The organism is Saccharothrix sp. NPDC042600 (assembly GCF_040647305.1).
In the GTDB taxonomy this organism is placed as follows: Bacteria; Actinomycetota; Actinomycetes; order Mycobacteriales; family Pseudonocardiaceae; genus Actinosynnema; species Actinosynnema mutabilis.
This window is the reverse complement of record NZ_JBEZBW010000082.1, coordinates 18,004-37,326: the sequence shown is the minus strand read 5'-3', so window position 1 is coordinate 37,326 and position 19,323 is coordinate 18,004. Positions and strand designations below refer to the sequence as shown.

The following is a 19,323-nucleotide window of genomic DNA, read 5'->3' as shown; positions in this document are numbered from 1 at the left end:
CGGCAGGCCGTACGGGGAACGAACCGACGCCCTTCCACCCCCGGGGGCCTGCCCGCCGGCGAGGCGCTTTTGATCTTGAGAGCGCGCAGCGCGTCAGGCTTGAGAGCGCGAAGCGCGTCAAGCTTGAAGAGAGCGAAGCGTCCGGAGAAGCGAAGCGTCTCGACAGGAGAACGGGGTTCACAGTTGGTGACGAGTCAGCTACCTTGAGGAACTGGGAGCGCTCCCAGTCATTGAACATCCTCATCGTGGAGGACACACATGACCTTCAGACGCGGTTTCCGGGGCCTCGGCGTCGTCTCGGCGGTGCTGGCGGTGTTCGCCGCCGGGCTGGTCGCGTTGATCACGCCCGGCGTGGCCGGCGCGCACGGGTCCGTCACCGACCCGCCCTCGCGCAACTACGGCTGCTGGCAGCGCTGGGGCAGCGACCACCTGAACCCGAACATGGGTCAGACCGACCCGATGTGCGCGCAGGCCTGGAAGACCGACCCGAACGCCATGTGGAACTGGAACGGCCTGTACCGCAACGGCGTCGGCGGCAACCACCAGGGCGCGCTGCCCAACGGCCAGCTCTGCAGCGGCGGCCTCACCGAGGCCGGCCGATACCGGGCGCTGGACGCCGTCGGCCCCTGGCAGGCCGCGACCAAGCCGCGCCAGTTCACGCTCACCATCACCGACCAGGCCCGGCACGGCGCGGACTACCTGCGCGTCTACATCACGCGCCAGGGGTTCGACCCGACCACCCAGCCGCTGAGCTGGAGCAACCTGGAACTGGTGACCTCCACCGGCCGCTACCCGACCACGGGCCTCTACCAGGCCCAGGTCAACGCGGGCAGCCGGACCGGACGGCACGTGGTGTTCACGATCTGGCAGGCCAGCCACATGGACCAGGCCTACTACCTGTGCAGTGACGTCATCTTCCAGTAGGGGGTGACCGGGTGCGGCGCTCAACCGACCGCCGCACCCGCCGCCGGCGACCCGGCCGCACCCGTCGTGGCCCAGTACGCCTGCCCGTCCCCAGCCACGCGCGTCTTGTGGCCGTGCGGCAGGAAAGCCGCCTCCCCGGCAGACAGCACCAACTGGTCACCGCCGCGCGCCAACTCCACAGAACCCTTGACGCACAACAAGAGTTGCGGCCCCTGATCGTGCAGGACGGCACCGGGCAAGACCGCGTGCAACCTGAACTCGGGTTCCGGCGTCGGATAAGTCCTCAAAGGACCAACGATCTCGCCGTCCAGGACAAGGCCGGGCGTCAACTCGACCAGCTCCAGCACCCTCCCCACATCCACCGGCTTGGACGTCAACCCGGCCCGCACGACGTTGTCGGAGTCCGCCATCAACTCCACACCCGTGCCACGCAGATGGGCGTGAGGCACACCCGCCGCCACGTAAACACCCTGACCCGGCCGAAGCGTGACGTGGTTCAACAGGAGCGCCGCTATCACCCCCGGATCACCCGGGTAAGCCGCGGCCACCGAACCCAACCAAACAGGCGGGTCCACCAGGTCAACCGACTCGTGCAGCGCCCAACGCAACGCGCCACGCAAGTTCCCCGCCGCCACCAAGTCGCGCAAGGGCCCGAAAGCCGCACCCAAAGAGTCCAGCAGGACCACGGTCTCCGCCGGGTCGCGAAAGCCGGCCAGGGTCTCGAACTCCGTCAGTGCCACCAAGATCTCCGGCTTGGGCCGGTCGTCCCCGAAGACACCCGTCGCGTGTCCCGACCTGGCCTGTTCACGATCCGGGTGCACCTGGAGCGACAACGGCGTCTCCACCGCCAGCACCTTCAGCAAGAACGGCAACCGAGGACCGAAGGCAGCCAAAGCCTCCCGCCCCAACAGACCCACCGGGTCGCCGGCGACATACCGGTCCAACGGGGTCCCAGCGCCCCTCAGGAGCGAAGGCGCGGACGGGTGGGCACCCACCCACAGCTCGGCCTCCGGCGACGAACTCGGCGGCTCGCCCCGCAAATCGGCCAACGCCGTGCGCGAGCCCCAGTGGTAGTCGCGGATGGTCGTGTCCAGGGCGCGCATGTCAGAGCGCCACCGGCGTGCGGTCACCCACCAAAGCCGCCGCGCCGATCAGACCGGCGTCCACGCCCAGCGTGGCCGGCCGGACCTCCACCGCCCGCATGAACTCCAACCCGGGCCACGCCGCCAGCGGACCGGTCACGGCCGGCTCCAGCAGGTCCCAGGCCTGGGCCACGCCGCCGCCGATCACCACCCGGTCGATCTCGCACAGCGCGGCGGCCACCGTGATCACGTGGGCGACCGCCGCGCCGGACCGGTCGAACGCCGCCCGCGCCACCGGGTCACCCGCCCGTGCCGCCGCCGCCAGGGCCACGCCGTCCGCCCGCCCGCTCGGACGCCACCCCTGGTCCACCGCCCACCGGACCATCGACGGGCCGCTCGCGATCGCCTCGGCGCAGCCCTTCGCGCCGCAACGGCAGTCCGGGCCGGCCGGGTCCACGACGAAGTGGCCGACGTGGCCCGCGTTGCCGGCCGTGCCGAAGTGGGCCTTGCCGTCGAACACGAAACCACCGCCGATCCCGGTGGACACGACCATGCCGAGCAGGCACCGGCTGCCCCGGCCGGTGTTGTGGTGGTACTCGGCCAGCGCCATGCACTGCGCGTCGCCGCCCAGCCGCACCGGGAGGCCGGGGACCAGCCCGCCCACCCGCTCCACGATCGGGAACCCGCGCCAGCCGCCGATGTTCACCGGGCTGACCGTGCCCGTGCGCAGGTCCATCGGCGCGGCGGACGCGATGCCCGCGCCCACCAGCACCGGGTCCCCCGCGAGCAGGTCGCGGACGATCTCGGCCAACGCCCGCCACACGACCTCGCCCGCGCCGGCGGGTGTCGGGGTGGTGCGGCGGGCGGTGATCGTGCCGTCCGGGGCTACCAGCGCCGCGGCGAGCTTCGTGCCGCCCACGTCGATGGCGAGCGCGAGCGGGTCGTGTGCGGGGGCCATGAGTCGAGTTAACCGGTTAAGTCGGGTCGGGGCAAGATGACAAACAGGACAGAAAACGGTGTGCCGCAAGCGGTTCAGCCACGGAGCACCCGTTCGATGTCGGACAGTTCCGCGGTGCTGAAGTCGAGGTTGCCGGTCGCGGCGACGTTGTCCTCCAGCTGGCGCACGCTCGACGCGCCGACCAGCGCGGAGGTCACGCTGCGCAGCACCCACGCGATCGCCGTCTGCGCCAGGGTCTGTCCCCGCCGGGCCGCGATGTCGTTGAGCGCCTTGACCTTGGCCAGGGTCGCCTCGTCCAGGTTGGCGCTGCCCAGGAACGGGCTGGGACCGGCCGCGCGCGACCCCTCGGGGATGCCGCCCAGGTAGCGGTCGGTCAGCACGCCCTGCGCCAGCGGCGAGAACGCGATGCTGCCCGCGCCCACCTCGTCCAGCGCGGCCAGCAGGCCGTCCTCGATCCACCGGTTGACCATCGAGTACGACGGCTGGTGGATCAGCAGCGGGGTGCCCAGGTCGCGCAGGATCGCGGCGGCGGCGCGGGTCTGGTCGGCCGAGTAGTTCGAGATGCCCACGTACAGCGCCTTGCCCTGCCGCACGACGTGGTCCAGCGCGGCCATCGTCTCCTCCAGCGGCGTGTCGGGGTCGGGCCGGTGGTGGTAGAAGATGTCCACGTGGTCCAGGCCCAGGCGGCGCAGCGACTGGTCCAAAGAGGACACCAGGTGTTTGCGCGAGCCCCACTCGCCGTACGGGCCCTCCCACATGTGGTACCCGGCCTTGGTGGAGATCAGGATCTCGTCCCGGTACGGCGCGAGGTCCTCGGCGAACAGCCGCCCGAAGTTCTCCTCCGCCGACCCCGGCGGCGGGCCGTAGTTGTTGGCCAGGTCGAAGTGGGTCACCCCGAGGTCGAACGCGCGGCGCAGGATCGCCCGCTGGGTGTCCAACGCCTTGTCATGGCCGAAGTTGTGCCACAGGCCCAGCGACACCGCCGGCAGCTTGAGGCCGCTGCGGCCGGACCGGCGGTAGGGCATGGCGTCGTACCGCGTCGGCGCGGCGGTGTGGCTCATGGTTCTCCTCAGGCGGGAGGCGGGGCGGTGCTCTCGCGCGGCACCAGGGTCGCGGTCGGCGACCAGCGCTCGGTGACCGGCGAGCCGTCGATCAGTTCCAGCACGGACTCGGCGACCGACACGCCGAACTGGTGCACGTCCACGCTCATGGTGGTGAGCGCGGGCGAGGCCAGCCGGCACAGCGTGGAGTCGTCCCAGGCGACCAGGCTCAGCCGCTCGGGCACGGCGACGCCCCTGGCCTTCGCCACGCCGAGGCCGGCGACCGCCATGACGTCGTTGTCGTACAGGATCGCGGTGGGCGGCTCGACGGCGTCCAGCAGCGCGGCGGTGAGCTTCGCGCCGGACTCCTCGGAGTAGTCGCCCTCGACGACCACCGGTTCGACGCCCGCCTCCGCGCACCCGGCGAGCAGCGCGGCGGTGCGCGCCCGGGTGTGCAGGAGGTTCTCCGGGCCGCTCACCCGGGCGATCCGGCGGTGGCCCAGCTCCAGCAGGTGGGCGAGGGCCTCGCGGACCGGCCCGGCGTCGTCGGTGCGCACGGCGGGCACGGCCCGCTCATCGGGTTCCCCCACGTACACGGCGGGCAGGCCCAGGTCGCGCAGCACGGCCGGGCGGTGGTCGTCGACGGTCCGGTTGACCACGACCACCGCGTCCACGACGCCGCCCGCGGCCCAGCGCCGGTAGGCGGCGATCTCCGCGTCCTCCGCGCCGACGATGTGCAGCAGCACCGACTGGTCGCGCTCGGCGAGCCGCTCCTCGATGCCCGCGATGAACTCCATGAAGAACGGCTCGGCGCCCAGCAGCCGCGCGGGGCGGGCCAGGACCAGGCCGACGGAACCGGTGCTCATGCCCGCACCGCGCACAGGCTGTTCGCCGACCGCAGCACCGGCGGGCCGGTCAGGGCGGCCGGGTCCAGGCGCTCGGCGGTGCGCACGAGGAACGAGCGCTCCTCGCCGGCGACCAGCGTCACCAGGGCGTCGTCCACCTCGGCGTCCGGCGCGACCCGGTCGGCCAGCAGCGCGACGTCGCGCGCGAACGACGTGGCCGTCACGTCCACCCGGTACCCGCCGGGCACCGGCACGGCGGTCGCGGTCAGCGGCGACGGGTCGTAGGCGAGTTCGACGTCCTCGCGGAACAGGTGCACGGCACGCGCGTCCGCCGTGGTCGCCACCAGCACCTCCCGCTCCGCGTCGGCCGGGGTCAGCAGCTCCGGCGCCAGGTCCAGGACGGCCACCGACCGGGCGGGCACGTCCAGCACGAGCTTAGCCGCCGCGCGCTCCTCGCCCGCGAACGTCCGCCGCGCCGCGACGACCTCGCCGGTCCAGGCCGCGTCGGTGTCGTTGACGGCGACCAGCACGTCCCGCCCGTCCCGCGGCTGCACGGTCAGCAGGCGCGGCGCGAAGGCGTGCCGCAGCGCGTGGTACAGCGGTTTGGGCCGCTCCTCGCTGTCCACCGCCGCCCAGGACGTGGCCGGCCAGCAGTCGTTGAGCTGCCACACCAGCGCGCCGGCCGTGCGCGGCCAGTGCGAGCGGAAGTGCTCGACCCCGAACGCCACCGCGCGGGCCTGGTTGAGCTGGGTCGCCCAGTGCCAGTCCTCGAACGCCTCGGGCACCGGCAGGTGCGGCGCGAGGCCGCGCTCCAGCTTGCCGTTGCCGTCCTCGGCCTTCTGGTGCAGCAGGAACGCCGGGCTGGTCGGCGACAGCGGCTCGTCGTGGACCCACGTCGTGAGCGTCGCCCACGTCGGCGGGCCCTGGAAGCCGAACTCCGAGCAGAACCGGGGCGCGAAGTCGCGGTAGCGGGTGTAGTCGACGCGGTTCCAGACCTCCCACTCGTGGCGCGTGCCGTGGGTGTCGAGGTTGGGGTGCAGGTCGCCGGGGCTGTACGGGCTGCCCGGCGCGTACGGCCGGGTCGGGTCGAGTTCGGCGACGATCGCGGGCAGCAGCTTCCGGTAGTACCCCAGGCCCCACGTGCGGCCCTGGAGCTGTTCGGGCCACCCCCAGTCGGCGAAGCCCCACAGGTTCTCGTTGTTGCCGTTCCACAGGGCCAGCGAGGCGTGCGGGGTCAGCCGGGCGACGTGCTCGCGGGCCTCGGCCTCGACCTCCTCCCACAGCGGGGACTCCTCGGCGTAGGCCGCGCAGGCGAACGGGAAGTCCTGCCACACCAGGACCCCGCGCTCGTCGCACACGTCGTAGAAGTCCTCGGACTCGTAGAGCCCGCCGCCCCAGACCCGCAGCATGTTCATGTTCGCCGCGACGGCCTGGTCGACGCGGCGCGCGAGGCGGTCGCGGGTGATCCGGGTGACGAAGTGGTCGTCGGGGATCCAGTTCGCGCCCTTGGCGAAGATCGGCTTGCCGTTGACCACGAAGGTGAACGGGGTGCCGATGTCGTCGGGGGCGGTGTCCACGGTGATCGTGCGGAAGCCGACGCGGCGGCGCCACTGGTCGACCGGTCCCCCGGCGTGCAGGGTGATGTCGAGGTCGTAGAGGGGGTGGTCGCCGTGGCCGACGGGCCACCACAGGTCGGCGTTCGGCACCAGGACGGTGAGCACGGCCCCGTCGCCCTCGACGGTCGCGGTCTCCGCACGACCGTCCACAGTGGCCTCGACGGTCAGCGGGCCGTCGGACGCGCGGTCGACGGTCACGTGCACCTCGACGCGGCCGGTGCCGTCGTCGTCCACGGTGACCAGCGGGCGGACCTGCGCGAGGCGCGCGGTGTCCCAGCGCTCCAGCCGGACCGGCCGCCAGATGCCGGCGGTCTGCAGGTCTGGGCCCCAGTCCCAGCCGAACGAGCAGGCCATCTTGCGGATCGCGTTGAACGGGTGCGCGTAGGCGCGGTCGCGCCGGCCCAGCGCCTCCTCCTGCTCTTCGGCGTGGGTCAGCGCCGACCGCAGGGTCACGACGAGCCGGTTCCCGCCGTCGCGCAGGTGGTCGCGGACGTCGAACCGGTAGGACCGGTGCATGTTGGCCGTGCCGCCCAGGACCGCGCCGTTCAGCTCGACGGTGGCCACGGTGTCCAGGCCGTCGAACGCGAGGTCCACCCGCTCGCCCGGCCGCACGGCCTCGGCGGTGAAGTCGAGGGTGAAGCGCCAGTCGGCGCGGTGCGCCCAGGCCAGGTCGGCTTCGTTGCGGTCCAGGTACGGGTCGCCGATCAGGCCGGCGGCGAGGAGGTCGAGGTGCGCGCTGCCGGGTATCCGGGCGGGGACCTCGACGTTCGCGATGTGCTCGGGGATCGGGCCGCCCACCGCGCGGAGCCGCCAACCGTCGTGCAACAAGGTCCTCCGGATCATAGCCCGATTCTTACGCCAGCAACTAAAGTAAGTCAACGAAGTATCCCCTGCCGAGAGGAACAGACGTGGCCGACCTGACACACCTGCGCGCCGCGGGCGTCAGCCTGGTGCTCGACCACCGCGGTGGCACGTTGCCCCGCGTGCTGCACTGGGGAGCCGACCTGGGACCGGTGGACCTCGACGCCCTGGCCCTGGCCGCCGCGCCGCAACCGCACGGGTACGCGGTGGACGGACCGGTCGAGGTGGCCGTGGTGCCCGAGCAGTCCGCCGGGTGGCTGGGGACGCCCGGCATCGAGGGCAACCGGGGCGGCCCGCACTTCTCCACCGCGTTCCGGGTGGTGGCGGTCGAGGGCACCACGTTCCGGGCGGTGGATGCCGAGGCGGGGCTGGAGCTGGTGCTGGAGGTCGAGTTGACCGACTCCGGCCTGGTCCGGCAGCGGGCGGCGCTGACCAACACCGGGGACTCCGACTTCGCCGTGGACGCGCTGTCGGTGACCCTGCCGGTGCCGCCGGAGGCCGTCGAGATCCTCGACTTCACCGGCCGGTGGACGCGGGAGCGCAGCCCCCAGCGGACCCGGTTCACGCAGGGCCTGCGCGTGCGGGAGAACCGGGCCGGGCGCACCGGGTTCGACTCGGCCTTCCTGGTGGCCGCCGGCACCGAGGGCTTCGGCAACCGGTCCGGCGAGGTCTGGGCCGTGCACACGGCCTGGTCGGGCAACCACCGGACGTTCGGCGAACGCACCCGCCAGGGCGTGGCGCTGCTCGGGTCGGGCGAGCTGCTGCTGTCCGGCGAGGTCGTGCTGGGACCCGGCGAGACCTACCGGTCGCCCTGGCAGTTCGGGTCCTACGGCGTGGGCCTGGACGCCGTCTCCGCGCGGTTCCACGAGTGGCTGCGGGCACGACCCACGCACCCGCGCTCGCCCCGGCCGGTCGTGGTCAACACGTGGGAGGCGGTCTACTTCGACCACGATCTCGCGCGGCTGAAGGCGTTGGCGGACAAGGCGGCCGAGGTCGGCGCCGAGCGGTTCGTGCTGGACGACGGCTGGTTCGGCTCCCGCCGCGACGACACGCGCGGGCTGGGCGACTGGCACGTGTCCGCCGAGGTGTGGCCGGACGGCCTGGGCCCGCTGGTGGACCACGTCACCGGCCTGGGCCTCCAGTTCGGCCTGTGGGTCGAGCCGGAGATGGTCAACGAGGACTCCGACCTGGCCCGCGCCCACCCGGACTGGATCATGCGCGCCGGCGACCGCCTGCCCCGGCGGACCCGTCACCAGCAGGTGCTGGACCTGGCCCGCCCCGAGGCCTACCAGCACATCCTGGACCGCCTGGACGACCTGCTCACCACGTACCCGATCGCCTACCTGAAGTGGGACCACAACCGCGACCTCGTGGAGGCGGGCCACCACGGCCGCGCGGGCGTGCACGGCCAGACCGTGGCGGTGTACCGGCTGTTGGACGAGCTGCGCCGGCGGCACCCGACCGTCGAGATCGAGTCGTGCTCCTCGGGCGGCGCGCGGGTGGACCTGGAGATCCTGCAACGCGCCGACCGCGTGTGGGCGTCGGACTGCATCGACGCCCTGGAGCGGCAGTCCATCCAACGCTGGACGAACGTGCTCGTGCCGCTGGAACTGATCGGCTCCCACGTCGGCTCCGACACCTCGCACACCACCCACCGGCGGCACCCCCTGGACTTCCGGGCGGGGACGGCCCTGTTCGGCCACTTCGGCATCGAATGGGACCTGACCGCCGCTACCCCGGCGGAACTGGACCGCCTGACCGCCTGGGTGGCCCTCTACAAGGAGGTCCGGGGCCTCCTGCACACCGGTGTCGCCGTGCACGGCGACCACCCCGACCCGGCCGTGGCCGTGCACGGGGTGGTCGCCCGGGACGGGGCGGACGCGGTCTTCGCGGTCGTCTCGACGGCGACGTCGGACGTGTGCCCGACCGGCGCCGTGCGGCTGCCCGGCCTCGACCCGGACCGCTCCTACCGCGTCCGCCCCCTGCCGCCCGGCGACGTGCCGGACGGGAACCCGCACCACTGGGGCATCGCGCTGCCCTGGTGGGACCGCGACCTGGTGCTGCCCGGCCGCGTGCTCGCGGCGGCCGGCGTCCAGGCCCCGGTCCTGCACCCGGAGCGGCTGGTGCTGCTCCGGGCGACCGCTACCGGCTGAGCCCGGCCGTGTAGTGGTCGAACGGGGGCGCGGCCCCCGCCTCCTCGACGTCGGCCGGGTCGATGTCGAGGGGGCGGCCCCGGGCGTCCGGGTCGGGCGCGGCCGAGGCGAGGATCTTCGTGTACGGGTGCCGCGGGTTCAGGATCACGTCGTCCGCCGGCCCGCGCTCGACCACGCGGCCCTTGTAGAGCACCAGGATGTCGTCGGAGAAGTGCCGCGCGGTGGCCAGGTCGTGCGTGATGTAGAGGACCGCGAGCTGCTCCTCGCGCTGCAACCGCGCCAACAGGTTCAGCACGCCCAACCGGATCGAGACGTCCAGCATCGACACCGGCTCGTCGGCCACCACGACCTTCGCCCCCGGCGCCAGCGCGCGGGCGATCGCCACCCGCTGGCGCTGGCCACCGGACAGCTCGTGCGGACGGCGGTGCGCCATGTCCGCCGGCAGGGACACCCGTTCGAGCAGCCGCCGGACCTCCGCCTCGCCGTGCCGGCGGCCGTGCAGCTTCAACGGCCGCTCCAGGTGGTGGGCGATGGTGTGGAACGGGTTGAGCGAGGCGAACGGGTCCTGGAAGACCATCTGCACGTGGTCCCGGTAGCGCTTGTCGGGCACCGCGGCCCCGTCGGCGGTCACCGTGATCGACCCGCCGCTCGGCTTCTCCAACCGGGCGATCATGCGGGCGATGGTGGACTTGCCCGACCCCGACTCGCCGACCAGCGCGACCGTCCGGCCCGGCGTCAGGGTGAACGACACCCCGGCCACCGCGCGCAACCGGACCCGCTTGAGGCCGACCCGGACGTGGAAGTCCTTGACCAGGTCCCTCGCCGCCAACTCGGTCACAACGCACTCCCGGAGGTCTCGCGGACGAACGCGCCGCGCTCGCCGGTCAGGCTGGGGAAGGAGTCGAGCAGCTTGCGCGTGTACGGGTGCGCCGGCCGGGCGTAGACCTCCTCGGCGGTGGCGTACTCCACGACCTCGCCGTCCTTCATCACGGCGATCCGGTCGGCCAGCTCCAGCAGCAGCGGCAGGTCGTGGGTGATGAACAGGACCGCGAACCCGATCTCGTCGCGCAACCGCAGGATCTCCCGCAGGATGCCCCGCTGCACCACCACGTCCAGCGCGGTGGTCGGCTCGTCCATGATCATCACCTGCGGGTCGAGCAGCAACGCCATCGCGATCATCACGCGCTGCCGCATGCCGCCGGACAGCTCGTGCGGGAACGACGACAGCCGCCGCACGTCCACGCCGACCAGCCGCAGCACCTCCTCGCACCTCGCCCGCCGCTCGGCCCTGCCCAGCTCCGGGCGGTGGGTGGTGAGGACGTCGTCGAGCTGGGCCCGCACGGTGGTGACCGGGTTGAGGGCGTTCATCGCGCCCTGGAACACCATCGACAGCTTGGACCAGCGGAACGCCCGCAACTCCTCCGGGCCCAGGGCCAGCACGTCGATGTCCGTGCCGTCCCGGTCGTGGAAGGTGACCGACCCGGTGGTGACCTCGGCCGGCGGGCGGTGCAGCCGGTTGACGGCGTAGGCCAGGGTCGTCTTGCCGCACCCCGACTCGCCCGCCAGGCCCAGGATTTCCCCGCGCCGCACCGTGATCGACACGTCCTTCACCGCGTGCACCGGCGTGCCGACCCGGTAGACCACCGAAAGCCCGGCCACGGTCAGCACCACGTCGTCGGACGGTCGGGGAACCGGTCGCGGGACCCGCTCGACCTCCTTGCCGCGCTTCGGGATGTCCCGCAGCTTCGGGTTGATGATCTCGTCGATGCTGAAGTTCACCAACGCCAGGCCGCACCCGAACAACGCGATGACCAACCCGGGCGGCACGAACCACCACCAGGCGTCGCGCTGCAACGCGAACCCGTTCTGCGCGTAGTACAGCATCGTGCCCAGCGTGGACGAGTTCGACGCGCCCAGGCCGAGGAACGACAGCCCGGCCTCGCTCAGGATCGCGTACACCACGGAGAACACGAACTGGGAAGCCAGCAGCGGCAACAGGTTCGGCAGGACTTCCACGGTGATCACCCGCCACGCGGGCTCACCGGACACCCGCGCCGCCGCCACGTAGTCGCGGTTGCGCAAGGACAACGTCTGCGCCCGGAGCACGCGCGCGGACGCGGCCCACCCGGTGATCGCGAGCACCACGGCGATGGTCCACGACCCGCGCCGGTCGGCCGGCACGAACGCGGAGATGACGATCACCAGCGGCAGCCCGGGGATCACCAGCATCACGTTGGAGAACAGGGAGAACGCCTCGTCCACGTACCCGCCGGCGTAGCTGCCGACGATCCCGAACAACGCGGACAGGACCGTCGCCATCAGCCCGACCAGCAGGCCGATGTAGAGCGAGCCCCGGGTCGCGTGGGCGAGCTGGGCCAGGACGTCCTGGCCGGTCAACGTCGTGCCCAGCGGGAAGTCGCCGCCGGGCGGGGTCAGGCCGAGGTCGCGGATGGTCGTCGGGTCGCCCGCGAACAACGGGCCGAGCACGCCGAACAGCGTGATCACGGCGATCAGGCCGAAGCCGACGAGCAGCTTGGGCGACCGGCTCGGCAACATCGACCGCCACCCGCGCGGGGCGGCGGCCGGCACGGTGCTGGGGTTGGTCACGGTGGCGCTCCTGGCTCAGCCGCTGACGCGGGTGCGCGGGTCGATGACGGCGTACAGCAGGTCGACCACGAGGTTCGCGCCGAGCACGGCGACCGTGATCACCAGGAAGATGCCCTGCATCAGGGCGTAGTCGTTGTTCTGCACCGCCTGCAACAGCTTCGAGCCGATGCCCGGGTAGGAGAACACCTGCTCGGTGATGATCGACCCGGCCACCACGAAGCCCAGCGAGATCGCGAACCCCGCCACGGACGGCAGCACGGCGTTGCGCGCCGCGTACCGGATCATGATGCGGGAGTCGCGCAGCCCCTTGGCCTTCGCGGTGAGCACGTAGTCCTCGGACGTGGTGGACACCATCATGTTGCGCATCCCCAGCAGCCAACCGCCGACCGACGACAGCACGATCGTCAGCGCCGGCAGCGTGCCGTGGTGGATCGCCGACCCGAGGAACTCCGGGTCCCAGCCCGGCGACAGCACCACGTCGTAGCCGCCCAGCAGCGGGAACCACCCGAGGCCGGAGGCCAGCAGCGCCACCAGGATCAGCGCCAGCCAGAAGTACGGCACCGCCGCGAGGACGGTGGTGGCGGGCACCAGGCTGTCCAGCCAGGTGCCGCGCCGCCAGCCGACCAGCGTGCCCAGGACGACGCCGAGCGCGAAGGACAGGAACGTGGCGATCCCGACCAGCACCAGCGTCCACGGCAGGGCCTCCGCGATGATGTCGGCCACCGGCGTCGGGAACGAGCTGACCGACACGCCGAGGTCGCCGCGGAACATGGCGCCCAGGTAGGAGGAGTACTGCGAGAGCAGCGACTCGTCGGACCCGGAGCCGAGCAGCAGCTCGTACGCCCGGCGGGCCGACGGGTCCACCGTGCCGCCGCGCTGGGCCAGCTTCGCCATGAGGATGTCCACCGGGTTGCCCGGCATGAGCCTCGGGATGAAGAAGTTCAACGTCAGCGCGGCCCAGAAGGCGACCAGGTAGAACGCGAGCTTGCGGGCGTAGTAGCGCATGTCAGCTCGCCGGCTTGAGCTTCAGGAAGACCTCGGAGTGCTCCGGGCGGGCCCACACGGCCGGGAACGCGTACAGGTCCTCCTTGGTGGGCCAGCCGGTGAACTTCTTGGCGTTGTACTCGCTGGTGGTGCCGGCGGTGAGGATCGGGATGTAGGGCGCCAGCTCCTCGATGCGGGTCTGGATGGTGTCGAAGTGCGGCTGCCGCTTGGCGTCGTCCTTCGGGTCGATGCCCTTGAGGGCGGCCAGGGCCCCGTCGATGGCCGGGTCGCTGACGCGGGCGAAGTTCGGGTTGGCGATCTCGCCGACCTTGGCGGTCGTGGCGGTGCTGTAGAAGTACGAGGCGTTGTAGAACGGGTCGGGCGCGGGACCCTGGTGCAGGGCGTCGATGAGCAGCTCGTACTGGCCGCGGCCACGGGCGTCGGACCACTCGTTCCAGGACACCTGCTGCGGGGTGATCCTGATGCCGACCTTCTGCAGCTGCTGGCTCATGGTCTCGACGGCGGTGATGTAGTCGGTCCAGCCGGCGACGACCTTGAGCGTCAGCGCGAGCGGCTTGCCGTCCTTCTGGTAGACGCCGTCGGAGCCCTTGGTGTAGCCGGCGCCCTCCAACAGGGCGGTGGCCTTGGCCTCGTCGGCCTGCATCGGGGCGGTGCGCTCCTTGAGCTTCGCGGAGACCTGGTCGCGGTCGCGGTCGAGCAGGGCCGCGCCGGGCGAGATCTCGCTCGCGGTGTTCTCGAAGGCGAGCTGGTTCACCTGGGTGCGGTTGATGCCGTAGTAGATGGCCTTGCGGACGGCCACGTCGGTCTGCGGGCCCTGGCAGCCCAGGGCGGCGTTGGAGCAGGTGAACAGGGCGGCCTGGTTCATCGGGATGGTGATGGCCCGGTACCCCGGGTAGTTCTTCTCGACGTTCTTGATGTCCGGCACGGGACCGGTCTGCCAGTCGATCTGGCCGGCCTTGAGCGCGGCCTCGCCGGACTGGTTGCCCGACAGCGCCAGGTAGCGGACCTTCTTCAGCGCGGGCTCGCCGGCGTAGTAGGTCGGGTTGGCCTTGAGCGTGAACGCCTGCGGCTTGAACTCGTCGAGCTGGAACGGGCCGGTGCCGACCGGTTCCTTGACGACGTCGGTGGCGGGGGTGGCCAGGCCGGACCACTTGTGCTTGGGGACCATCCAGATGCGGCCGAGGATCTGCGGACCCTCCATGAAGGACGGTTCGGTGAACTTGATCGACACGTGCGTCGGGTCCACGGCGGTGGCGGCGCCCTTGTAGCCGGTGCCGTTCATCGCGGCGTTCTTGGTGATCATGTCGAGGGTGAAGACGACGTCCTCGGCGGTGAACTGCTGCCCGTCGGTCCACTTGGCGTCGTCGCGCAGCTCGATGTCGAGCTGGGTGCCGTCGGCGTTCCAGGTGAACGCCTTGCCCAGGCGCGGGCGCGGCTCGACGTCGCGGATGTTGTTGTAGAAGAACAACGGCTCGAAGATCGTGCCCGGCCCCTCCAGGGCGGTCGGGGAGAACGGGTTGAAGTTGAGCTGCCAGTCGCCGGACTGGCCGGTGTAGACGACGAGCGTGCCGTCCCCTCCGGCCGACGTGCCCGACCCGCCGCACGCCGTGGCCAGCATGGCCAGCGCGGCGAGCCCCGCCGCCACCGCCCGTGAACGCTTCGCCTTCAGGAACATCGTCGATTCCTCTCGTGGCCGGTCCCGCGTTGAGGCAGATTGTTAAGTCAACGAAGAAACGAAGTCAACACTTGGCCGTCATCTGGCGGCCAAGTTGCTACCCTTCGACCGACGAACGAACTAAGACGCACGCGACCGATCCGGGGGAGCCGCGATGAGCCAGCACGCCAGCAGCAAGGCGGCGGTGCTGGACGTCATCCGGGCGGCGGGCACGATCAGCCGCGTCGGCCTGATCAGCGCGACCGGGTTCACCGGGGCGACCATCTCGACCGTGGTCCGCAGGCTCATCGACGAGGGCCTGGTCGTGGAGACCGGGCGCGCGGAGTCCACCGGCGGCAAGCGGCGCGTGCTGCTCCAACTCAACCACGCCTCCCGCTACGCCGTGGGCGTGCACCTCGACCACGCCGGCATCACCTACGTGCTGACCAACTTGGGCGGCGCGGTGGTTGCCCGCATCTCGCGCGCGGGGGCCGGCGCGGCCGAACCCGCGACGGTGGTCAACCGGATGTCCACCGAGGTGACGGCGTTGATCGAGGGCGTGGGCGTCGAGCGCGAGCGGGTCCTGGGCGTGGGCCTGGTGTCCCCCGGACCGCTGAGCCCGGCCACCGGGATGGGCCTCACCCCGCCCGCGATGCGCAAGTGGGAGGACTACCCCCTCGGCCAGGCCCTGGAGCGCGCCACCGGCCTGCCGGTGGTCCTGGACAACGACGCCACCGCCGCCGCCCTGGGCGAGCACTGGTCGGGCGGCATCGGCGGCACGGCCATCTCCGCGGCCCTCTACATGGGCACCGGCATCGGCGCGGGCCTGGTCATCAACGGCGTCACCTACCGCGGGGCCGGCGGCAACGCCGGCGAGATCGGCCACACCTGCGTGGACGCCAACGGCCCGGACTGCTGGTGCGGCGCACGCGGGTGCGTCGAGGTCCTGGCCGGACCGGCGGCGGTGGTCGCGGCGGCGCGGGCGGACCCGGCGCTGTCCCGGTCGGCCGGCCTGACCGGCCGCGCCCGCTCGGTGTCGGCGGACTTCGCGGCGGTGAGCCGGGCGGCCCGGCGCGGCGAGCCGTCCGCGCTGGCGATCCTGGAGCGCTCGGCCCGCTACATCGCGGCGGCGGCGCGGAGCCTGGCCAACGTCATGGACCTGGAGGTCCTGGTGCTGACCGGCCCCAGCTTCGCCATCGCGGGGTCGGTGTACCTGCCGATCGTGCGCGAGGAGTTGGACCGGGCCTTCTTCTCCCGGGCGACGCACGCGGTGGACGTCCGACTGTCCCGGCACGCGGCGACGGCGTCGGCGATCGGCGCGGCGGCCCTGGTCCTGCGGTCCGAACTGGTGCCGCTGTCGGAGGGTCTGAAACTCCCCGAGAACCTGGCCGCCGCCGAACCCGCCCCGCTCCCGGTCACCGGGGCCTAGCCGGGCCGCGCACGGTCACCGGGGCCCAGCCGGGCCGCTCCCGGTCACCGGGGCCCAGCCGGGCCGCTCCCGGTCACCGGGCCCAGCCGGACGGCCACCGGTCACCGCAGCCGGCCGTCGTCGGGGCGGGCCCCGGCGCGGGCCGCCCAGAGCAGGCCGCGTTCGACGATCGTCCTCACCTCCGGCACGTCCAGGTCCTCGGGCGCGTGGCCCGGCGTGCACACGAACACCCGGCCGGCGCCCCACCGCCGCGTCCACACCGCCGGCACCGTCACGGGCCGGTCCCACGCGCCCGCGGGCTGGAACGTCGTGGTCGCCAGCACGTCGTTGAGGCCGTCGGCCAGCACCCAGTACTGCTCGGTGCGCAGCGCGAACCCGTCGAGCCCCGCCACCACCGGGTGGTCCGCCACGACCTCCACCCGGTGGTCCACGAAGTCGCCGGGGTGCGCGACGAACTGCCCGCCCACCAGCCACATGTACGCGCGCGTCCCCCGGAACGAGTCCACGATCCCGCCGTGCCACCCGGCGAACCCGGTCCCGCCGCGCACCGCCGACTCCAGGCCGGCGAACTGCTCGGCGGTCAGCACGCCGTCGCTCCAGCACTGCACGACCAGGTCGAAGCCGGCGACCCCGTCGGCGTAGACGTCGAGCGACCCGGACACCTCCACGGCGAACCCGGCGTCCCGCAGGAACGGGATGAACCGCTCGGTCGCCTCGACGGGCCGATGCCCGTCCCACCCACCGCGCACCACCAGGACCTTCACCGGCCCCAACCTACCTGACCTGCGGAAACAAAAAACTTCGAAAAAGTTCGGCGGACGTGTCGATCCGGCGGGGGTCCCGTTCGACGCGTAGACGAGACCACCGAGAAGGAGCTGAAGAGATGACCACCACGACCTCCCGCACCGAGTCCGCCGACCGCACCGCCGCCACGTCGCCCCAGCGCAACGACCTCGTCCTCGGGGCGTTCCGGGTCGTGGTGTCCTTCCTGTTCGGCTGCCACGGCCTCCAGGGCTTCGGCCTCCTCGGCGGCATCGACGGGCAGGGCACCGCCGTGCCGGTCGGGTCCTTCCCGGGCTGGTGGGGCAGCGTGCTGGAGGTCGCCTGCTCGGTGCTCGTGCTCCTCGGCGTGGCGACCCGGCCGGCCGCCGTGCTGGCGTCGGGCGCGATGGCCTTCGCCTACTTCGTCTACCACCAGCCGACCGCTCTGCTGCCGCTGCACAACCTGGGCGAGCCGGCCGCGCTGTTCTGCTGGTCCTTCCTGCTGATCGCCGTCCTCGGGCCGGGCCGCTACACCCTGTCGCGCCTGGTCCGCCGCTGACCGGCCCGGCCGTCCACCGCACCACCACCCGTTCCAGCCCCCACCGCCCCACCGACTCCGCGAGGATGAGCGGGTCGCACTCCGAAAGGGACAAGAAGATGCGTTTCATGGTGATCGTCAAGGCGACCGCGGACTCCGAGGCCGGCGTCATGCCGAGCGAGGAGATGATCAGCGAGATGACCGCGTTCAACGAGGAGCTGGTGAAGTCCGGCGTCATGCTCGCCGGCGAGGGCCTGCACCCCAGCTCCAAGGGCGCCCGCGTGTACTTCGACGGCGACCGGCGGACCGTCGTGGACGGGCCGTTCGCGGAGACCAAGGAGCTGATCGCCGGGTTCTGGCTGCTGGAGGTCAAGTCGCTGGAGGAGGCGGTCGAGTGGGTCAAGCGCGTGCCCAACCCCACCGGCGAGCAGTCCCAGATCGAGATCCGCCAGGTCTTCTCCCCCGAGGACTTCCAGATGTCCGACGAGCTGAAGGACCGCGAGGCCGCGCTGGCCGAGCAGATCAAGGCGCAGCAAGCCGCGAAGTAGGCGCCACCCGCCTTGCCGACGCGCATCGGGAGCTGGTCTGATCCCAGACCGTGACAGCTTCCGATGCGCGTCGCGCTGTCGAGGCGGTGTGGCGGATCGAGTCGGCGCGGCTCATCGCGGGCCTCGCCCGGATGGTGCGCGACGTGGGCCTGGCCGAGGAACTGGCCCAGGACGCCCTGGTCAGCGCCCTGGAGCAGTGGCCGGACACCGGCATCCCGCGCAACCCGGGCGCGTGGCTGATGGCCGCGGCGAAGAACCGGGCGATCGACCAGATCCGGCGGCAGCGGAACTACGAGCGCAAGCTGGCGGAGATCGGCCGCGACGAGGAGCAGCGCACCGCGCCCGACGCGGGCGCCGGCGTCGGCGACATCGACGACGACCTGCTCCGCCTGGTGTTCACCGCCTGCCACCCGGTCCTGTCGGTCGAGGCGCAGGTCGCGTTGACGTTGAAGATGCTCGGCGGGCTCACCACGGAGGAGATCGCGCGGGCGTTCCTGGTGTCCGAGTCCACCGTGGCGCAGCGGATCGTGCGGGCGAAGAAGACGCTGGCCAAGGCGAACGTGCCGTTCGAGGTGCCGGCGGAGGACGAGCGGGACGCGCGGCTCGCGTCCGTGCTCGGCGTGATCTACCTGATCTTCAACGAGGGCTACTCGGCGACCGCGGGCGACGACTGGCTGCGCCCGGAGCTGTGCGCGGACGCGTTGCGGCTGGCCCGCGTCCTGGCCGGCCTGATGCCGAAGGAACCCGAGGTGCACGGCCTGGTGGCGTTGCTGGAGATCCAGGCGTCCCGGTCGCGGGCGCGGGTGGGGCCCCACGGCGAGCCGGTCCTGTTGCTGGAGCAGAACCGGGCGCGGTGGGACCAGTTGCTGATCAGGCGCGGGCTGGAGTCGTTGCGGAAGGCGGGCGGCGGGCCGTACTCGGTGCAGGCGCGGATCGCGGCGTGCCACGCGGTCGCCCGGACGCCGGAGGAGACGGACTGGCGGCGGATCGCGGGCCTGTACGAGGCGTTGGCGTTGATCGCGCCTTCGCCGATCGTGGCGCTCAACCACGCGGTGGCGATCGGTTTCGCGTTCGGGCCGGAGGTGGCGCTGGAGCTGGTCGACGAGCTGCTGGACGAGCCGGCCCTGAAGGGGTACCACCTGTTGCCGAGCGTGCGCGGTGACCTGCTGGTCAAGCTGGGCCGGCCGGCGGAGGCCAAGGTGGAGTTCGAGCACGCGGCGGACATGACGCGCAACGAGCGCGAACGCGCTCTGCTGCTGTCGCGGGCCGCGGCCTGTTCCTGACGGATCGGCCGGCGGGGC

General features: G+C 72.2%; 16 protein-coding genes. 6 read left to right on the top strand and 10 right to left on the bottom strand.

Annotated elements, in window-relative coordinates:
• The first annotated feature begins 258 nt into the window (after nucleotides 1–258).
• The gene (locus AB0A74_RS32840) at nucleotides 259–924 is read left to right on the top strand and encodes a lytic polysaccharide monooxygenase (protein WP_358255631.1); all 666 of its coding nucleotides are present in this window, start codon (nucleotides 259–261) and stop codon (nucleotides 922–924) included.
• A gap of 20 nt (nucleotides 925–944) precedes the next feature.
• Here the strand turns inward: AB0A74_RS32840 and manA are convergent, their stop codons facing one another.
• From manA to AB0A74_RS32815, 5 genes are all read right to left on the bottom strand, one after another.
• A complete protein-coding gene (gene manA, locus AB0A74_RS32835) occupies nucleotides 945–2,027 on the bottom strand; it encodes a mannose-6-phosphate isomerase, class I (RefSeq protein WP_358255629.1) in 1,083 nt (360 codons plus the stop codon).
• Between the two features lies 1 nt (nucleotide 2,028).
• Nucleotides 2,029–2,964, bottom strand: a complete 936-nt coding sequence (locus AB0A74_RS32830; protein WP_358255627.1) for an ROK family protein — start codon at nucleotides 2,962–2,964, stop codon at nucleotides 2,029–2,031.
• Between the two features lie 74 nt (nucleotides 2,965–3,038).
• Nucleotides 3,039–4,025 (bottom strand): L-glyceraldehyde 3-phosphate reductase, encoded by a 987-nt coding sequence (gene mgrA, locus AB0A74_RS32825; RefSeq protein WP_358255625.1) that lies wholly within the window; start codon nucleotides 4,023–4,025, stop codon nucleotides 3,039–3,041.
• Between the two features lie 8 nt (nucleotides 4,026–4,033).
• Nucleotides 4,034–4,870 carry a substrate-binding domain-containing protein gene (locus AB0A74_RS32820; protein ID WP_358255623.1) on the bottom strand — a complete coding sequence of 279 codons (837 nt, stop codon included), beginning with the start codon at nucleotides 4,868–4,870 and terminating at the stop codon, nucleotides 4,034–4,036.
• Nucleotides 4,867–7,308 carry a glycoside hydrolase family 2 protein gene (locus AB0A74_RS32815; RefSeq protein ID WP_358255621.1) on the bottom strand — a complete coding sequence of 814 codons (2,442 nt, stop codon included), beginning with the start codon at nucleotides 7,306–7,308 and terminating at the stop codon, nucleotides 4,867–4,869. The genes AB0A74_RS32820 and AB0A74_RS32815 overlap by 4 nt, the downstream gene beginning before the upstream one ends.
• 65 nt (nucleotides 7,309–7,373) lie before the next feature.
• On the opposite strand from AB0A74_RS32815, the gene AB0A74_RS32810 reads away from it, so the two are divergent.
• Entirely contained in the window at nucleotides 7,374–9,479 is a 2,106-nt protein-coding gene (locus tag AB0A74_RS32810) for an alpha-galactosidase (RefSeq protein ID WP_358255620.1), read from the top strand.
• On the opposite strand, the gene AB0A74_RS32805 is transcribed toward AB0A74_RS32810, so the two are convergent.
• Genes AB0A74_RS32805 through AB0A74_RS32790 form a run of 4 tightly spaced genes read right to left on the bottom strand, consistent with a single transcriptional unit; the run spans nucleotide 9,469 to nucleotide 14,766 of the window.
• A complete protein-coding gene (locus AB0A74_RS32805; RefSeq protein ID WP_358255618.1) occupies nucleotides 9,469–10,317 on the bottom strand; it encodes an ATP-binding cassette domain-containing protein in 849 nt (282 codons plus the stop codon). The two genes, AB0A74_RS32810 and AB0A74_RS32805, sit on opposite strands and share 11 nt — an antisense overlap.
• Complete coding sequence (locus AB0A74_RS32800; RefSeq protein ID WP_358255616.1) at nucleotides 10,314–12,086, bottom strand: dipeptide/oligopeptide/nickel ABC transporter permease/ATP-binding protein; 1,773 nt, start codon at nucleotides 12,084–12,086, stop codon at nucleotides 10,314–10,316. The genes AB0A74_RS32805 and AB0A74_RS32800 overlap by 4 nt, the downstream gene beginning before the upstream one ends.
• Before the next feature lie 15 nt (nucleotides 12,087–12,101).
• The gene (locus AB0A74_RS32795; RefSeq protein ID WP_358255615.1) at nucleotides 12,102–13,091 is read right to left on the bottom strand and encodes an ABC transporter permease; all 990 of its coding nucleotides are present in this window, start codon (nucleotides 13,089–13,091) and stop codon (nucleotides 12,102–12,104) included.
• 1 nt (nucleotide 13,092) lies between these two features.
• Nucleotides 13,093–14,766, bottom strand: coding sequence for an ABC transporter substrate-binding protein (locus AB0A74_RS32790; RefSeq protein ID WP_358255614.1), 1,674 nt, complete (start codon nucleotides 14,764–14,766; stop codon nucleotides 13,093–13,095).
• Nucleotides 14,767–14,920: 154 nt separating this feature from the next.
• Between AB0A74_RS32790 and AB0A74_RS32785 the strand changes: the two genes are divergently transcribed.
• Complete coding sequence (locus AB0A74_RS32785) at nucleotides 14,921–16,174, top strand: ROK family transcriptional regulator (RefSeq protein WP_358255613.1); 1,254 nt, start codon at nucleotides 14,921–14,923, stop codon at nucleotides 16,172–16,174.
• A gap of 101 nt (nucleotides 16,175–16,275) precedes the next feature.
• Here AB0A74_RS32785 and AB0A74_RS32780 read toward each other — a convergent pair whose 3' ends face one another.
• Nucleotides 16,276–16,938: a ThuA domain-containing protein gene (locus AB0A74_RS32780; RefSeq protein WP_358255611.1), complete on the bottom strand. Its 663-nt coding sequence runs from the start codon at nucleotides 16,936–16,938 to the stop codon at nucleotides 16,276–16,278.
• A gap of 119 nt (nucleotides 16,939–17,057) precedes the next feature.
• On the opposite strand from AB0A74_RS32780, the gene AB0A74_RS32775 reads away from it, so the two are divergent.
• The 3 genes from AB0A74_RS32775 (at nucleotide 17,058) to AB0A74_RS32765 (ending at nucleotide 19,305) form a co-directional block, all read left to right on the top strand.
• Complete coding sequence (locus tag AB0A74_RS32775) at nucleotides 17,058–17,495, top strand: DoxX family protein (RefSeq protein ID WP_358255609.1); 438 nt, start codon at nucleotides 17,058–17,060, stop codon at nucleotides 17,493–17,495.
• A 98-nt stretch (nucleotides 17,496–17,593) separates the two neighbouring features.
• A complete protein-coding gene (locus tag AB0A74_RS32770) occupies nucleotides 17,594–18,022 on the top strand; it encodes a YciI family protein (RefSeq protein ID WP_358255607.1) in 429 nt (142 codons plus the stop codon).
• Nucleotides 18,023–18,072: 50 nt separating this feature from the next.
• The gene (locus tag AB0A74_RS32765; RefSeq protein WP_358255605.1) at nucleotides 18,073–19,305 is read left to right on the top strand and encodes an RNA polymerase sigma factor; all 1,233 of its coding nucleotides are present in this window, start codon (nucleotides 18,073–18,075) and stop codon (nucleotides 19,303–19,305) included.
• Nucleotides 19,306–19,323: the final 18 nt, after the last annotated feature.

Coding starts and splice junctions, on each gene's coding strand:
- AB0A74_RS32840 (WP_358255631.1), top strand. CDS start 259: ATGACCTTCAGACGCGGTTTCCGGGGCCTCGGCGTCGTCTCGGCGGTG.
- manA (WP_358255629.1), bottom strand. CDS start 2,027: ATGCGCGCCCTGGACACGACCATCCGCGACTACCACTGGGGCTCGCGC.
- AB0A74_RS32830 (WP_358255627.1), bottom strand. CDS start 2,964: ATGGCCCCCGCACACGACCCGCTCGCGCTCGCCATCGACGTGGGCGGC.
- mgrA (WP_358255625.1), bottom strand. CDS start 4,025: ATGAGCCACACCGCCGCGCCGACGCGGTACGACGCCATGCCCTACCGC.
- AB0A74_RS32820 (WP_358255623.1), bottom strand. CDS start 4,870: ATGAGCACCGGTTCCGTCGGCCTGGTCCTGGCCCGCCCCGCGCGGCTG.
- AB0A74_RS32815 (WP_358255621.1), bottom strand. CDS start 7,308: ATGATCCGGAGGACCTTGTTGCACGACGGTTGGCGGCTCCGCGCGGTG.
- AB0A74_RS32795 (WP_358255615.1), bottom strand. CDS start 13,091: ATGCGCTACTACGCCCGCAAGCTCGCGTTCTACCTGGTCGCCTTCTGG.
- AB0A74_RS32790 (WP_358255614.1), bottom strand. CDS start 14,766: ATGTTCCTGAAGGCGAAGCGTTCACGGGCGGTGGCGGCGGGGCTCGCC.
- AB0A74_RS32785 (WP_358255613.1), top strand. CDS start 14,921: ATGAGCCAGCACGCCAGCAGCAAGGCGGCGGTGCTGGACGTCATCCGG.
- AB0A74_RS32775 (WP_358255609.1), top strand. CDS start 17,058: ATGACCACCACGACCTCCCGCACCGAGTCCGCCGACCGCACCGCCGCC.
- AB0A74_RS32770 (WP_358255607.1), top strand. CDS start 17,594: ATGCGTTTCATGGTGATCGTCAAGGCGACCGCGGACTCCGAGGCCGGC.